General features: G+C 38.7%; 12 protein-coding genes. 11 read left to right on the top strand and 1 reads right to left on the bottom strand.

What is annotated here, in order from left to right; genetic code table 11:
- Nucleotides 1–129: 129 nt before the first annotated feature.
- The 11 genes from ACFS6I_RS11180 (at nucleotide 130) to ACFS6I_RS11130 (ending at nucleotide 13,831) form a co-directional block, all read left to right on the top strand.
- Nucleotides 130–900: a hypothetical protein gene (locus ACFS6I_RS11180; RefSeq protein WP_380920514.1), complete on the top strand. Its 771-nt coding sequence runs from the start codon at nucleotides 130–132 to the stop codon at nucleotides 898–900.
- A gap of 198 nt (nucleotides 901–1,098) precedes the next feature.
- Nucleotides 1,099–1,998: a helix-turn-helix domain-containing protein gene (locus tag ACFS6I_RS11175; RefSeq protein WP_380920512.1), complete on the top strand. Its 900-nt coding sequence runs from the start codon at nucleotides 1,099–1,101 to the stop codon at nucleotides 1,996–1,998.
- Between the two features lie 192 nt (nucleotides 1,999–2,190).
- A complete protein-coding gene (locus tag ACFS6I_RS11170; protein WP_168126349.1) occupies nucleotides 2,191–3,348 on the top strand; it encodes an efflux RND transporter periplasmic adaptor subunit in 1,158 nt (385 codons plus the stop codon).
- 22 nt (nucleotides 3,349–3,370) lie between these two features.
- Nucleotides 3,371–6,535 carry an efflux RND transporter permease subunit gene (locus ACFS6I_RS11165; RefSeq protein ID WP_380920510.1) on the top strand — a complete coding sequence of 1,055 codons (3,165 nt, stop codon included), beginning with the start codon at nucleotides 3,371–3,373 and terminating at the stop codon, nucleotides 6,533–6,535.
- A 32-nt stretch (nucleotides 6,536–6,567) separates the two neighbouring features.
- Nucleotides 6,568–7,986 (top strand): efflux transporter outer membrane subunit, encoded by a 1,419-nt coding sequence (locus ACFS6I_RS11160; protein WP_380920508.1) that lies wholly within the window; start codon nucleotides 6,568–6,570, stop codon nucleotides 7,984–7,986.
- A gap of 221 nt (nucleotides 7,987–8,207) precedes the next feature.
- Nucleotides 8,208–9,533 (top strand): inositol-3-phosphate synthase, encoded by a 1,326-nt coding sequence (locus ACFS6I_RS11155; RefSeq protein WP_346599602.1) that lies wholly within the window; start codon nucleotides 8,208–8,210, stop codon nucleotides 9,531–9,533.
- A gap of 65 nt (nucleotides 9,534–9,598) precedes the next feature.
- Entirely contained in the window at nucleotides 9,599–10,312 is a 714-nt protein-coding gene (locus ACFS6I_RS11150; protein ID WP_132840354.1) for a nucleotidyltransferase family protein, read from the top strand.
- Nucleotides 10,309–11,217 carry a hypothetical protein gene (locus ACFS6I_RS11145; protein WP_380920505.1) on the top strand — a complete coding sequence of 303 codons (909 nt, stop codon included), beginning with the start codon at nucleotides 10,309–10,311 and terminating at the stop codon, nucleotides 11,215–11,217. The genes ACFS6I_RS11150 and ACFS6I_RS11145 overlap by 4 nt, the downstream gene beginning before the upstream one ends.
- On the top strand, nucleotides 11,210–12,145 hold the full coding sequence (locus tag ACFS6I_RS11140; RefSeq protein WP_031289181.1) for a CDP-alcohol phosphatidyltransferase family protein: 936 nt from the start codon (nucleotides 11,210–11,212) through the stop codon (nucleotides 12,143–12,145). Before ACFS6I_RS11145 ends, ACFS6I_RS11140 begins: the two co-directional genes overlap by 8 nt.
- Nucleotides 12,126–13,127, top strand: coding sequence for a lysylphosphatidylglycerol synthase transmembrane domain-containing protein (locus ACFS6I_RS11135; RefSeq protein WP_132767670.1), 1,002 nt, complete (start codon nucleotides 12,126–12,128; stop codon nucleotides 13,125–13,127). The genes ACFS6I_RS11140 and ACFS6I_RS11135 overlap by 20 nt, the downstream gene beginning before the upstream one ends.
- Nucleotides 13,124–13,831 (top strand): HAD family hydrolase, encoded by a 708-nt coding sequence (locus ACFS6I_RS11130; RefSeq protein WP_380920503.1) that lies wholly within the window; start codon nucleotides 13,124–13,126, stop codon nucleotides 13,829–13,831. The genes ACFS6I_RS11135 and ACFS6I_RS11130 overlap by 4 nt, the downstream gene beginning before the upstream one ends.
- Before the next feature lie 85 nt (nucleotides 13,832–13,916).
- On the opposite strand, the gene ACFS6I_RS11125 is transcribed toward ACFS6I_RS11130, so the two are convergent.
- A complete protein-coding gene (locus ACFS6I_RS11125) occupies nucleotides 13,917–16,022 on the bottom strand; it encodes a hypothetical protein (protein WP_380920501.1) in 2,106 nt (701 codons plus the stop codon).
- Nucleotides 16,023–16,072 lie beyond the last annotated feature (50 nt).

Here is a 16,072-nt window from a genome sequence, read left to right as displayed (position 1 = left end):
TGCTATTTTAAATTTAAAATGATAAGTTTCTAACTGCTTTTCAGAGTAAATAGTAACTATTTTTATGAATTGTGATTTAGGAAGTATCATTATTTTAAAAAAATTGATGACCATTTAACGCTAGAAAATATGAAAAAAATAATCACATTATCGTTTGTTATTTTGACGATGATAAGTTGTAGAAATAGGGATTCAAAAACTGAAAACCGTAATGCTGCTTTTGAAGAAATGACAGGCAAAACAGTTACCTTCTCAGAACCGGCATGTTATACTTACAATGACGGCAATAATTATATTTCGTTGGAATTTACTGATATAGGACCAACTCTTAAAGGAAACCTTACGTACGCTTTCGCCGAGAAAGATAAGAATACTGGAACTTTCGTAGGGCAGCTGAAGGATAATGTGCTGCTCGCAGATTATACTTTCCAGTCAGAAGGAGTAACTTCTGTTAGGCAGGTTGCATTTAAAGTAAGTAAAGACACATTGATTGAAGGATATGGTGATATGAATGCTGAAGGTACGGTTTTCAAAGATATAAAGCACTTGAATTTTACTTCAACCATGCCCTTGGTAAAAGGAGATTGTGTTGAAAAAAAACAAGGTTGCCTGTTTGAAGATGGAAAATCATACTCAGAATTGGAGCAAAGGTGCATTACATTAGCCACTTTAAAAACAATCTTAAATCCTTTGAAGGATGGGGCAAGAACGGAAGGTAAACAAGCCTATGTGTACTTTAGTTCGGACAATTCTAAAACTGAAGTTTTTTTGCCCAATTCTAATAATGGTATAGTATTGGAAAAAAAAGGTGAAGGAAACTGGGTTTCTGGAAATTACATCCTCATGGCATGGAAGGGATATGTGTTACAGGATAAAGGTGTAGCTGTATACGGCGGATAATTATTTCAGTTTAAAATACAAACAATTACAGCAACCTTGCATGAAATGTTGCTGTTTTTTTATGCTCATCGTTGTAGTATAACAACTAACAATATGTATGTTTGACTTTTGACAGAAAATTGTCAAAAAACAAAAAGAGTAAAACAAAGATTATTTTAAATTTTAACTTAGACATGCTCTTTGTTAGCGTTTAAGATTATGGATCGTCGAATTACATTTTTTACTTTAAAGGAGTTTGTTGCCGAGCAGATGAACAAACAACAGTATGAGGGATTTACTATCTGTCATTTACAGAAAAGTAATATGACTGACATTCGCTCTTATGAGCCTATGCGAACTGACAGCTTTGGAATGAGTATTATCCTAAAAGGAACGCTCGGTATGCGGATTGGTTTTTCTGAACAGGAAATCCAGGAAAATATGGCATTCTTACATTCACCGACTACAATTATTGAGTTTTTGGAAAGGAGTGATGATCTGGAAATGATTAGTTTCATGTTTTCTTTAGATTTTGCTAAAAAAATAGGCATGTTTTTTCAAGGCAGATCGTCCTTAGATTTTTTGTTTGACAATTATTTAAAGGTATTTTCCTTACGTGAACCTGTAGTTAAGCGATTTGTAGTTTATCTAGAACATTTAAGAGAAGTTAATCTGAGTCCTACACCAACTAAACATCAGGCGGAAATTATTAAAAGTACTTTTGCACTACTCAACTACGAAATAGAATCCGAACTTATGGATCATGTTATCGGTCAGGTCGTACTCAGTGGCCGAAAAGAGAAATTATGTTTGGATTTCATTACGCTGGTGATAGATCAATTTCATGTTCACCGTTCAGTTCAGCATTATGCCGATTGCTTATTTGTGAGTCGAAAATACCTCAGCAGGGTTATAAAAGAAGTTACAGGGTTAAGCCCGCTGCAGATTATTGAACAAACGTTGATGGCTGAAGTGACAGCTAAATTACGGTCTAATTTTTACTCAATCTCAGATATCATGCAACAATTGAATTTTAGTGATTTACCGACTTTTAGCAAATTTTTTAAAAAGAATACAGGTCAATCCCCGATTCTGTATCGTAAAGAATTATTAACTTAAATTTATCCCGAACTTAATTTAGTGTCTTTTTGACAAGTTAAAGCTCCCTTTAGACTTTTTAACCGATTTAGTCAGATATATATTTGTATTAATTGTACATGAGGAGAAAAGATGGGGGCTGAAGTCCAATATTTTAGTGACTAACCCTTCTTTTCGAATCTTTAAATATAGCGAGAACATAATATATTTTAAATGAATCGGAAATTAGTTGTTCAATCAACATTGCTTGGCTTAAGCCTAGGATTCCTAACAAGTTGTGGTCAAAAACCAAACCAGGAAGGGGGGGCACCCGCAGCCTTAGAAGTTCCAGTGATGACACTTCAAGAAGAAAATGGAATATTAACAAAAACTTATGCAAGCAGCATTGAAGGAGTTGTAAATGTTGAAATCCGTCCACAAGTTTCCGGTTATCTGGCTAAGATCTTTGTTGATGAAGGTGCATTTGTCAGGGCTGGGCAGACTTTATTTCAAGTGGATGATCGTACCTACAAAGAGCAGTATAAAAATGCGCAAGCATCTATTTTAGCAGCTAAAGCGAATCTGTCCAATGTTAAAATAGATTTAGATAGGAAAAAAGAATTAGTAAGTAATAAACTCGTATCTAATCTACAGGTTGACCAAGCTCAGGCAACGTACGAAGGTGCGCAAGCGGCTTTAGCGCAGGCAAATGCCGTTTTTGAAACAGCGAAAATTAACCTTGAATTCTGTACAATCAAAGCTCCGGTCAGTGGCACTATAGGTCGTATTCCTTATCGATTAGGAAGTCTCATTAATCCTGCTGCAGTCGAGCCCTTAACGCTCTTATCAGATACGCATGCCGTATTTGCATATTTCTCAATGAGTGAAAACGATTTTGTTAATTTTCAGGCAGCATTACCGGGAAACTCTGTTGCTGAAAAGTTGAAGCAAGCCGCTCCTGTAACTTTAAAAACAGCTAATGGACAGGACTTTCCACATTTAGGGAAAATTGATGCTATTGAAGGTCAATTCGACAAGAATACAGGTTCGATCAGTCTTCGGGCAAAATTTGAAAACCCGCAAGGACAATTACGAACAGGTAACACAGGGAAAATAGCATTAGATCAACATATTGAGCAGGTTGTTGTGGTTCCAATAACAGCAACGACAGCCATTCAAGATAAAATTTATGTATTTACGATCAGTAAAGAAGGAAAGGCGGTACAGACGCCAATTGAAGTAAGCGGTAAACAAGAATCTCAATACTTCGTCAAATCAGGTGTTACAGCAGGTGATCAGATAATTACAAATGGACTTAGTTTCCTTCAGAATGGTATGCCTGTTAAGGTGAAATCCGCAACCACAGTAAAAGATAGCGTGAATAAATCTTAACAACCATTTATCCTTAATCATTATGTTAAAAAAAATAATTAAAAGGCCAGTATTGGCTACAGTTATATCCATATTGCTGGTTATTCTGGGAGTCGTGGCTATGCTCGGTTTACCCATTACCAAATTTCCTGAAATCGCCCCACCAAGTGTGACCGTAATGGCGACTTACCCAGGTGCATCTGCCGAAGTAATTGCTAAGGCAGTAGCACCGCCATTAGAAAATGCCATCAATGGTGTAGAAAATATGGACTTTCTTACTTCTACATCCAGTAATGACGGTAGTTTGATGATTACTGTTGTTTTTAAATTAGGAACAGATCCGGATCAGGCCGCAGTAAACGTACAGAACCGAGTATCGCAAGCAACCAGTATGTTACCTGCAGAGGTTAATCAGATCGGTGTAAGCACACTAAAAAGACAGAATAGTATGGTGGCCATGGTTACGCTATACTCCGATGATAATAAATCAGACGAACTTTTTATAGAGAATTATGCTAAGATTAATATTGTTCCAGAGCTAAAGCGTATTACAGGAGTCGGTGATGCACAGGTATTCGGTAACAAAGATTACTCGATGCGCGTTTGGCTCAATCCTGCTCAGATGGCTTCCTATGATATCACGCCGCAAGAAGTGTCTGCTGCGATCCAGACTCAGAATATTGAAGCTGCTCCAGGAAGATTTGGAGAGAGTACAAAGGAAGCTGTAGAATATGTAATCCGATATAAAGGAAAGCTGGCTGAAGCAGCCGATTACGAAAATATTATCATACGCGCAAATGCTGATGGTTCCGTGTTGCGTCTGCAGGATGTGGCTAAAGTTGAGTTTGGGTCGTACACCAATACGGTTGCCACAGCGTATAATAAGAAACCGGCGATTATGATTGCCCTTTATCAAACAGCTGGTTCAAATGCCAATGCAGTAGAGATAGAGATGCAGGAACGTTTAAAGGAGCTTTCAAAGTCATTTCCCGCAGGTATTAAATACACTACGCCGTACTCTTCTAAGGAATCTTTAGATCAGTCTGTTGCTCAAGTTATCACCACCTTGCTAGAAGCTTTTGTACTCGTTTTTATTGTTGTATTTATCTTTTTACAGGATTTTAGATCGACATTAATTCCAGCGATTGCAGTTCCGGTTTCTATTGTTGGTACATTTTTCTTTATGCAGCTGTTTGGATTCTCGATCAATCTATTGACCCTTTTTGCACTCGTACTAGCGATCGGGATCGTTGTCGATGATGCCATCGTTGTCGTAGAAGCAGTACATGCTAAAATGGAGAAGAAAAAGTTAAATGCAAAAGCGGCGACAATGTCTGCAATGAGTGAGATCACAGGCGCTATCATATCGATTACGCTTGTGATGTCGGCAGTATTTATACCCGTTGCTTTTATGGAAGGCCCTACAGGTGTGTTTTATCAGCAGTTTGCTTTGACTTTGGCAATGGCGATTCTGATCTCAGCAGTTAATGCACTAACCTTAAGTCCTGCATTATGTGCGTTATTATTAAAATCGCACGATGGGCATCATGAGGAGAAGAAAACAAATTTTAAAGAACGTTTTTTCGCAGGATTTAATGCAGCTTTTAATAAACTGACATTTCGTTACGGTAAATCTGTCCTTTTCTTAATAAAACGTAAAACTGTGGCATTCTCAGGACTGGCAGTGCTATTGGTATTGTTTGTATGGATGTTCCGTACCACACCGACAGGTTTTATACCCGATGAGGATCAGAGTTTCTTAATGGCCATGGTCAATACGCCACCAGGTGCATCTTTGGATCGGACAACTAAAGCCATAACCGATGCAGAATTAGAAATTCAGAAGCATCCTTCTGTAGAATCGGTGATCAGTATTTCGGGTTTAAATATGATGAGTTTTAGTACTTCATCTTCTGCAGGGGTATTGATGATCCGTTTGAAACCACTCAAAGAAAGGGGAGAAGTTAAAGATATCAATCAAATTTTAGTTGCTCTTCAAGGACAGTTACAAGGAAATCAAAGTGCAAACTTCTTTGTATTGGGTATGCCGACTGTATCGGGTTTTGGTAATACTTCAGGATTAGAAGTTGTTCTACAAGATAAAACCGCGGGCAGTTTAAGTAAATTTAGTGAAACGGCCAATGAATATATGGGCGCATTGATGCAACGACCTGAGATCGCATTTGCCTTTACCACATTTAATGCATCCTATCCACAGTATGAAATGGTTGTTGACGAAATGAAGGCCAAACAGCTTCACGTGAATGTCTCCGATTTAATGACCTTGATGCAAGGATATTACGGAAGTATGCAAGCATCCGATTTTAATCGTTTTGGAAAGTATTACCGTGTTGTCATCCAGGCATCTCCTGAGTTTAGATCAGATCCTTCTTCTTTGGATGGAATTATGCTTAAAAATCAATTGGGACAGATGGTACCGATTAACAGTTTGGTACAATTAAAACCTGTATCTGGTCCAGAAACAGTAGAGCATTTTAATTTATTTAATGCCATTAACATTACCGCGATGCCAAAACCTGGATATAGTACTGGTCAGGCCATGCAAGCTATAGATGAAGTTAGTGCTACTTTTTTACCCAATGGTTTTGCGCATGATTGGAAAGGAATGAGCCGTGAAGAAAAATCATCCAGTGGCCAGACTGCTGCTATTTTTGGATTATGTATTGTTTTTATATACTTCTTGTTATCAGCGCAATATGAGAGCTATATTCTGCCTTGGGCAGTTTTGATCAGCATCCCCTGTGGTCTGTTGGGCGTATTCGTAGGAATTGGTTTTGCAGGTCTATCCAACAACATCTATGTACAGGTTGCTTTGGTTATGTTGATCGGACTACTGGCCAAAAATTCTATTTTGATTATTGAGTTTGCTATTCAGCGCAGACGCGCAGGAAAGAGTATCGTAGCCGCCGCTGTTGAAGGTGCAAAGGCAAGACTTAGACCGATTTTGATGACTTCACTCGCGTTTATAGCAGGTTTGATGCCGTTGTTATTTGCAGTAGGGCCTTCGGCGATCGGGAACCATTCCATCGGTTATGCCGCAGTATTTGGTATGCTTGCAGGAACTGTGTTCGGGGTGTTTTTAACACCGGTCTTGTTCGTCGTTTTTCAATACCTGCAGGAACGTATGAGTGGAAAGCCTGCGGAAGAAAGCGATTGGGAGTATGAAGAAACAGAAGTTTCACATTAAAAGTAAATCAAATGTTAAGCATTAACATAAATATGAATAAAATAAATATGACTTGCCTGTGTCTCACCTTAATGGTAACGGCTGCCTGTAAGTCTGTGAAATATGTTCCTAACCCAGTAGCAGTACCTGCAACATTTACGCAGGATAATCGAGTTATTGAAAGTGATAGCAGTTCCATTGCATCACTTTCATATAAAGAGTTCTTTAATGATCAGATTTTATTAGATCTTATCGATACAGCGCTTTTGAACAACAATAATCTACAGGTGGCTATTAAACAGATTGATATCGCCACCGAATCTATGAAACAGGCAAAATGGGGTTATTTACCACAGATTGGATTATCAGCAGGAACGGGAACGGTAACCAGGCCATCTGATAATAGTATGAATGGTATGATGGCTGGTCAATTTATGGGAAAAAAATACATGGAGGATTACACAACTTCAGTAAATATTTCTTGGGAGGCAGATATCTGGGGTAAGATAAAGGGACGTAAAGAGATGGCGCTGTCCAGTTATCTACAGACTCAGGAAGCCAGTAAGGCAATTCAAACACGCTTGGTTAGCACCATCGCACAGGGATATTATAACCTGTTGATGCTTGATTTGCAAAAAGAGATCAGCTTGAAAAATTTGAGTTTGATCGACAATATTTTACAGATGACGCGGGTACAGCATGCTCTGGGACTTACGACACTTTTAGCAGTGCAGCAACAAGAAGGTAACCGAGATCTTGTGTTAAAATCTATTCCGGTATTGGACGAACAGATTATCATTCAGGAAAATGCTTTGCAGGCATTAGCAGGTCATATGCCCGGTCATATAGAAAGAAAAACTTCTTTAGTCACTTTAAAGGCAAAAGATCATCTCGCAACAGGTGTTCCTGCTACGATGCTCGCTTTACGTCCGGATATAAGAACTGCAGAACTGGAAGTCCAAAAGTCATTCGCACAGGTGCATGTTTCTAAAGTAAGCATGTACCCGAGTTTAAATATTACAGCACAAGGAGGATTAAATGCTTTTAAAGCGAGTGATTGGTTCAATATCCCAGGTTCGTTATTTGGAGCTTTAACGGGTTCACTGACGCAACCAATAGTACAAGGTCGACAGTTAAAGACAGCTTTCAATCAAGCCAAAATAGCAAGTGCACAGGCGGAAATTCAGTTTAAAGAAAGTGTATTACAGGCAGTAGGAGAAGTATCCAATATTCTAGCCAGTATGGCATCTTTAAAAGAGCAGGAAGAAATATCACGCGGTCTGGTTGCCCGCAATCAGGAGATGATTAAAAATGCAGATATTCTTTTTAAGAATGATATGGCAACGTATTTAGAGGTGATAGCAGCGCAGCAGAGTAAGTTGCAGGCCGAACTCGATAATGCAGCTATTAAGAGTCAAAGACTCTATGCCGAAGTCAATTTATACCGTGCCTTAGGAGGGGGTAGACATTAAAAGAATAGTACGTGGTAAGTCTATTATATCTGTTTAACGAGTGTCCTGAGCCCTAGCGCTTAGGACATTTTTAACCGTGAAAAGATAATTAAATTTTATTTAAACACAACAAAATCAAGTAATAAGTGTTTAACGATGTACTCTGGTAGCTTAAGACCAGAAAATCAATAATAACGAGAATTCTAATCCATTAATTTTAAATATCACTTAAATACAACAAAATGAAACAACAAGTGAATGAAGCAAAAGGTAAGCTGGGAATATTAATTCCGGGCTTGGGTGCAGTAGCCACCACATTGATCGCAGGTGTCGCAGGTATCAATAAGGGGTATTCAAAACCCATAGGTTCAGTATCACAATTGAGCCGCATTCGTTTAGGAAAACGTACAGAAGATCGAAATCCTTTGATTAAGGACTTCGTACCCTTGGCAAAATTAGAAGATATTGTGTTTGGAGGATGGGATGTATATGCCGATAATGTCTTTGAAGCAGCTTCAAAAGCACGTGTTTTAGAACCTTATCAATTGGAGCAAGTACGGGCGGAGTTGGAGCAAATTAAACCCATGAAGGCTGTTTTTGATCGTAATTTTGTTAAGAATCTCGATGGACAGCATATTAAAGAGGGATTTACACGAAGAGCTTTGGCCGATGCTGTCCAAGCAGATATTCAGAACTTTAAAAAAGAAAATAACTGTGACCGTATCGTAGTACTTTGGTGTGGCTCAACTGAAAAATATATTGAAGGAAATGCTATTTTTGATAGTCTGAAAAATTTTGAAGATGCTTTGGATCAAAATGATCTGCGTATTCCACCTAGCATGATTTATGCATATGCAGCTTTAAAGCAGGGCGCACCTTATGTTAATGGAGCACCAAATTTAAGTTGTGACGTTCCTGCCATTGTGGAGTTAGCACAGTTGATGCAAGTAGCAATAGCGGGAAAAGATTTTAAAACAGGTCAGACTTTGATGAAAACAATTGTTGCTCCTGGTTTACAAGCTCGCGCATTAGGAGTTGAAGGCTGGTTCTCAACCAATATTTTAGGAAATAGAGATGGACTTGTATTAGACGATCCGGAAAATTTCAAAACAAAAGAAGTTTCCAAGCTAAGTGTGCTTGAAGAGATTTTGGATGCCAAGAAAAACCCAGAGTTGTACGGTAATCTATATCATAAAGTACGTATCAACTATTACCCGCCACATGGCGATAATAAAGAAAGCTGGGATAATATTGACATTTTTGGCTGGATGGGATACAAAATGCAGATAAAAATTAACTTTTTATGCCGTGACTCTATTCTGGCGGCGCCTGTAGCATTAGATCTAGCGTTATTCATAGATCTGGCACAGCGTGCAGGTATGTTCGGTATCCAAGAGTGGTTATCGTTCTATTTAAAATCTCCACAGACTGCTCCTGGCTTACCTCCAGAGCACGATATTTTTAAACAGCTCATCAAATTGCAAAACACGTTGCGCCATATGATGGGGGAAGATCTGATTACACACTTAGGTCTGGATTACTATCAAGAGCTAGTGGATAGCATGTAACGCATTATACAATTTACAACACCCTTGAAGTATTTTTAAATACTTTAAGGGTTTTATCAATTAAGATGGAGTACGCAATTATAGCTGCCGGTGAAGGGCAGCGGTTAAAGAAGGAAGGATTTAAAAAAGCAAAGCCTTTGTTGCCTTTGTTAGGTGTTCCGATGATCGAGAGACTGATCAATATTTTTGCAGCGCAGGGGGCCAGATCTGTTTTCATTATTATCAACGGAAAGAATAAAGAATTACATAAGTTTTTGGTCAAACATGAATTTAAAATTCCAATTCATTTGTTGATCAAAGATACCGTGAGTTCCTTACATAGTTTTGTTGCTCTGCAAGAAGCATTTCCCCATTGGGATTCCTGCTGTCTTACAACGACAGACACGGTGTTTGAACCGGATACCTTTGGCCAATATGTAGAGGCATTTCAACAGGGAGATATGGACGGATTATTTGCTGTTACTCCTTTTGTTGATGACGAAAGTCCTTTATATGTGACGGTAAATAGCGATAATAGAATTGTTTGTTTTTCGGATAACAAATATCCGCAGGCAGCATTCGTATCGGGTGGTATTTATTGTTTACGAAAGAAGGCTATGCAGGCAGCCGTTGAATCCTTAGCCGCAGGCAATCAGCGCATGCGAAATTACCAACGATTTCTTATCGATAAAGGATTTATGATCAAAGCGTATCCTTTTGCCAAAATTATTGATGTGGATCATCTACATGACAGGGAGACGGCTGAATATTTTTTAATGGAGCAAAAGAGCCAATCATGAGAGTATACGCAATACTAAGGAAAAATGATTTCTCGCCAAATCATGTTAATAATGATACAGCAATTTTTCAGGCAGTAATCGGATTACTGGAAAAAGAGGGTGTCAATATCACCCAGGTAACAGAAGATGATTTTCTTTCCCTGAAAGGTTATCAAAATGAACCCATTATCACAATGGGAAGATCCAAAGCATTAGTGCGTTATTTGCAAGAGCTGGAGCGTAATGGCGTTTTGATTATCAATTCATCATTTGGAATCCAGAGCTGCTATCGGACTATTATGACAGAAAAACTGTTAGAAAATGATGTGCCTTATCCAGCGAGTGTAGTTGTTAATACCCACGATGATATAGGAGAACTGTTTGATCATTTTGGCTTACCGGGTATATGGATAAAAAGAGGAGATTTTCATGCCGTTCATAAGGAAGATGTCAGTTTTGTAAGCACCAAGGACGAAGCAAATAATATATTGGCAGAATATGCTTTGCGTGGTATTGATGACGCTGTCGTATCGCAACATTTATTTGGTGATTTGGTAAAGTTTTATGCAGTCTCTGGGACTGATTTTTTCTATTGGTTTCATCCTTATGATCTAAATCATCATAAATACGCCGCTTATGAGCAAATAAACGGTGCAACAGCACATTACCCTTTTGATAATGAGGCTTTAAAACAGGCTGCGGAACGAGCGGCTCAAGTTTTGGGAGTCACTATCTATGGTGGAGATGCTATCGTACAAGCTGATGGAAATTTTCATATTATAGATTTAAACGATTGGCCAAGCTTTGCGCCCTGCAGAGAACAGGCCGCAGAAGCAATAGCCACTCATATTTTTGGAAAATTTTCTGAATTTATAGATCGGATGATCTTTAATGAAGAAGATAAAGATGATCGGAATTATGTCTAAATCAGAACATACATTATTTGAACAGTCACTCAAATCGAATGACACAGAAGAGCGAATCGATATTTGGTTTTACAGGCCGATAGGTTACCGTATCGCTAAGTTTTGTGCCCGAGTAGGAGTGACACCCAATGCCGTGACGATCACCAGTATATTTTTTGGTGTAGGAGCCGGGATTCTCTTTTATTACGGTGATCTATGGATCAATATCATCGGCATGCTCTTATTGGTATTTGCCAATTCTTTAGACAGTGCAGATGGACAGTTGGCCAGGATGACCGATAATAAAAGTCGATTTGGAAGAATTTTAGATGGATTTGCAGGTGATTTCTGGTTTGCGGCCATTCATATTGCTTTATGTTTACGCTGTATGAATGAAGGTTGGTCAGCCTGGATTTGGGTACCAGGTGTTTTAGCGGGAGTATCCCATGTATTTCAATCAGCAATGGCTGACTATTATCGCAATGTCCATTTGTATTTTATAAAGGGAAAAGCAGGTAGTGAACTAGATAATTCGAAAGAGCTTCAGGCAGAGTTGGACAAAATGAGCTGGAAGAAAGACTTCTTTCAAAAATTCGTACTGAACGGCTATAAGAATTATACCACCATGCAGGAGAATTTTTCGCCAAAACTGCAGCAGTTATTGCAGATGGTTAAGCGTAAGTATGCCGACCAGATGCCAGCATCATTTGTCAACGCATTTCGTATCCGTAACCGACCATTGATGAAGTATACCAATATCGTACAGTTTAATACACGCGTACTGTTTTTATTTCTATGGATCTTTATTGATCAAGTCTGGTTATATTTCTTTTTTGACATGTTTATTTTAAATCCGATACTGATCTATATGTGTAAAAGACAGGAGCAAGTAAGTGCTCATTTCATCGATCAATTAGCGACAAATCAATATGATGAAAAACATATATAAGCTTATTTTCTTGATCATTGGAATAGCTACACTTGCTTATATGATTTTTAGTATTGGTCCAGTAAATATTTGGAACAATCTGTTGCAGACCGGGTGGTGGTTTGTGCCCATATTGCTAAGTTGGTTGGTGATCTATGTAATGAATGCTTTTGCTTTTAAATCAATCATTGAAGAACCGAACGTTCCTGAAACGAAACTGCCCTTTATCAAAATTCTACAGTTGACAGTAAGTGGCTACAGCATTAATTATGTTACACCCTTTGTCGCTTTAGGCGGCGAACCTTACCGGATCATGGAATTGAAACCACATTTGGGAGAAGCAAAAGCGAGCTCCTCGGTGCTGCTGTACGGTATGGTGCATATTTTATCGCATATTGTTTTTTGGCTGGTGTCCATCTTTTTGATTCTAGCAGTAGTGCCCTTAAGTGCGAGCATGCTGATCGTCTGTTTATTTATTTTATTCTTTGGACTCGGTATTTTTTGGTCCTTTTCAAAAATTTATAAACGGGGATTTACAGTCACTATCGTACGCTTTTTTCAAAAGATTCCATTTGTAGGTAAGTACGCGCGTACATTTTATGAAGATAAAAAAACAGTACTCGAACATGTTGATCAGCAGATCCAAGATTTATATACACAGCGTAGACCACAATTTTTTGTAGCACTCTTTTGGGAATTTTTCGCTCGGGTTGTAGGTTGTGCCGAACTTTATTTTATTGGAGTAGCACTGGGACTCGATATGAGTGTGATTCAGGCTTTTATAGTTAGTTCAGGATCTTCGCTTTTCGCTAACCTGATCTTTTTTCTGCCTATGCAATTGGGTACACGTGAAGGAGGATTGGCAATGGCAGTCACAAGTATTGGTTTCCCCGCATCGGTAGGTATATTTATGGGATTGGCAACACGTATTCGTGAAATTATTTGGATTGGTATAGGGTTGATTTGGATGAGTATAGTCCGTAAAGATTATAAATTAAGATGATGAAAATAACAGGTATAAAGGGATTATTATTTGATTACGGCGGAACATTGGATACCAATGGAAGACATTGGGCAGCTGTTTTTTGGGAATATTATCAATTTTATGGAGTAGCGACCAATAAGTCCGTTTTCTACGATGCATATGTATATGCTGAACGAAAAATGGCTACAAATCCTATTATAAAGCCACTTTTTAATTTTAAAGATGTGCTTTTAGCTAAGATAACAGCACAATTTGAATATTTAAATATGACCTCTCTGGTAGATAGTGTCGGATTGCAAATTGTTAATGCCTGCAATAAACTAGTAGAAGATTGTCTTGATCACGTTAGGCCATTACTTGATACTTTATCGAAACAATATAAAATGGTGATGGTATCTAATTTTTATGGAAATCTGGAACATGTTTTAGAGCATTATCAGTTGCTGCATTATTTTGAGGCCGTTGTCGAATCTGCACGAGTTGGAGTACGTAAGCCTAACCCTGAAATCTATACTTTAGGTGTTTCAGCATTAGGTATACCTGCAAATGCCTGCCTGGTGATTGGAGATTCCTATACCAAAGATATGGAACCGGGAAAAGTGAACGGTTGTCAAACACTTTGGTTGAATGGAGAAGGTTGGGAGGAACAACCGCTTCATTCAACTTCATCAGCAGACTATACCATAACAGATATAGCACAACTGAAGGAATTCTTGGTATAATTCCTTTTGTTGTATTTTGGAAATCTCCTTCACTGTTGGCTTTCTTGATTTCCGCCGACAGTGATTGGAGATTTTTATTTCGCTATTATTTTAGTGCTGGTAAAGGATTGAATCCTTCGGCACGAATTGACCAATTTCCATCCTTAGGGAATCCAGGATTTTTTGAGGATGAACCATCCCAACCACCGGCCATCATGGCAATTGCAGTTAGTAGTCCACCATTTGATGGAAAATAGGGAAATGGACCGCCTGTAGCTAAACCATGCTGGTCAAATTGAAAATTATTACTAGGGTGCAGTAGCAAATCGATCGCCAGTTCCGGATAGCCACAACGAGCAGCAGCCATAGCTAGCATGGGAAAGTCCCATCCCCATGTGCGATCAAAGTTCCAGGTTTCCATCACTTTTTTCAGTGTACGTTTGAATGTTTCTGGATCTACACCATCTCCTGGAAGCATGCCATAAGTACCAATTAGTCCAGGGTGTTCGTAATTATATTTTTCCCACATGTCTGGTATATTCTCATAAGTCTCATACAAGCCATTTTTTTGCGGTAGGGGGGCGAGTTTATCCTGTACATTTTTCCATTTTTTACTTGTTGGCATGCCAAGTCGCTCGCGCCACTGTTGTGCTAAGCGTAGTCCAGTACGCCAATAACTTAATTCAAATGTCGGATTTTTGGTTACTAATGGATCAGAATTTTCCGATACTAAGTATAGAGGAGGACCTAAATCAAATTGATTTTTTGTTTTGTCATACGAAGCATAATCTGCCATAAAATCTGCAGTTGCAAATACCACATCTCTCCATTTCGTTAATGTTTCCTTGTTCGTATGCAATCGATAATCGAGTTCCGCAAAATAAATGGGATGGGGTTGTTGCCATACAAGTGTCGCATGAATTAAGTCTGGCCAGTCTCGATCGATATCACCAGTACACTTGGGCCAGCGTACTCCTTGATATCCTTGATTGAATGCCCTTTCTGTTGATGTTTTTAAAAAATTTTGATATGTCGAAAGACTTTTATCCCACAAAGCCCATCTGTTCCAGAGCGCATAATGTACGCCATGCCACCAAATCATTTCGAAATGGAAACGACCAAACCAGCCATTATTGACCAGACCACTTTCTTGTGGAGGTAAAGAGCCCGACTCATTCAGTCGCATCAGGTATTGCGATAGTACAATTCTCCGTTCCAACTCTTTCCATCGCTGATCTTTGCTCTCAGATAGATCGATAGCAGCTCCAGAATTCCAGAATGCTTTCCATGATTTTTCACTTTCATCAAAAAGGTGTGAAGTGATGGGTACCTGAATATCGTTAGTTTGATTTGAATAGAGACAAGTGAAGGAAAGTGTTGCTGTATCTTTGGGTATAAGTTCAAAACGATGCATTTGTTTTGTCTTTATCATCTGAGCATCAGTCGCCCATTTAATGGAAGCGCTATAATGTGTGCTATTCATTGTACGGTCTATACGTACAGAATTTTTTTCTAAACTCTGAAGTGTGGAAGTATGTTGATCACCGCCATCATATACGCCTAGGTAATTCTCATATCCCTGTTCTATGGCATAAGGAAATGCAAAGAAAACGGCAAGTTGCCCCTTTCCGATAAGTGCACTTTCAATCGATACCCCAATTGCATCGCTATCGGGATGACAAGCTGTTTTAACAAGGACCGGTACACCTTCAAATACAAAACTGCTGCTAATGATTCCTGTCCAGAGATCAACTTCTTGATGGGTATGTGAAATATCATTCTGATTTCCCAGTTTACCATCATTTCGAATTAGTTTGAAACCTATGCGTCCTAAATTGAAGCGATGCGGATTTGCTGCAAGCCAGTTGGATAGTTGTTCCTGTTTTGGATTTGGAAGATCGTAAGAAACATCTTTACCATTGGTTTTGAGAGCTGTCTTTTTGAAGTCACTTTCCTTCATCCCTTTTGGTAAAGGACTACTGTGCCAACTCCAGTTTGATAAAGTGTTAAATGGGACAAATGTTTGTAAACCTGTAATATCTACTGCAAAAGCAAATTCGCCATTACCAACCTGTGCTGGACTCAACAGATCAAGTCTGTTGGTTACAATCCGATGTCTATCTACTACTGCTTTTCGATCAATAGCAATTTGTCCAGAGGTTTGATGTAGAAAAAAAGGTATACATAGTAAGCAAAAGAAGAATCTTTTCATTATAATCGGTTTTGGACAATAAGATAAGCAATTAAACCCATTCCATTGTT

This window comes from Sphingobacterium anhuiense, from assembly GCF_042686355.1.
Taxonomy (GTDB): domain Bacteria; phylum Bacteroidota; class Bacteroidia; order Sphingobacteriales; family Sphingobacteriaceae; genus Sphingobacterium; species Sphingobacterium anhuiense.
Note: the sequence above shows the minus strand (reverse complement) of the source record. Positions and strands in the feature narration are given on the sequence as shown.

Coding starts and splice junctions, on each gene's coding strand:
- ACFS6I_RS11160 (WP_380920508.1), top strand. CDS start 6,568: ATGAATAAAATAAATATGACTTGCCTGTGTCTCACCTTAATGGTAACG.
- ACFS6I_RS11165 (WP_380920510.1), top strand. CDS start 3,371: ATGTTAAAAAAAATAATTAAAAGGCCAGTATTGGCTACAGTTATATCC.
- ACFS6I_RS11175 (WP_380920512.1), top strand. CDS start 1,099: ATGGATCGTCGAATTACATTTTTTACTTTAAAGGAGTTTGTTGCCGAG.
- ACFS6I_RS11170 (WP_168126349.1), top strand. CDS start 2,191: ATGAATCGGAAATTAGTTGTTCAATCAACATTGCTTGGCTTAAGCCTA.
- ACFS6I_RS11135 (WP_132767670.1), top strand. CDS start 12,126: ATGATGAAAAACATATATAAGCTTATTTTCTTGATCATTGGAATAGCT.
- ACFS6I_RS11150 (WP_132840354.1), top strand. CDS start 9,599: ATGGAGTACGCAATTATAGCTGCCGGTGAAGGGCAGCGGTTAAAGAAG.
- ACFS6I_RS11130 (WP_380920503.1), top strand. CDS start 13,124: ATGATGAAAATAACAGGTATAAAGGGATTATTATTTGATTACGGCGGA.
- ACFS6I_RS11145 (WP_380920505.1), top strand. CDS start 10,309: ATGAGAGTATACGCAATACTAAGGAAAAATGATTTCTCGCCAAATCAT.
- ACFS6I_RS11180 (WP_380920514.1), top strand. CDS start 130: ATGAAAAAAATAATCACATTATCGTTTGTTATTTTGACGATGATAAGT.
- ACFS6I_RS11140 (WP_031289181.1), top strand. CDS start 11,210: ATGTCTAAATCAGAACATACATTATTTGAACAGTCACTCAAATCGAAT.
- ACFS6I_RS11155 (WP_346599602.1), top strand. CDS start 8,208: ATGAAACAACAAGTGAATGAAGCAAAAGGTAAGCTGGGAATATTAATT.
- ACFS6I_RS11125 (WP_380920501.1), bottom strand. CDS start 16,022: ATGAAAAGATTCTTCTTTTGCTTACTATGTATACCTTTTTTTCTACAT.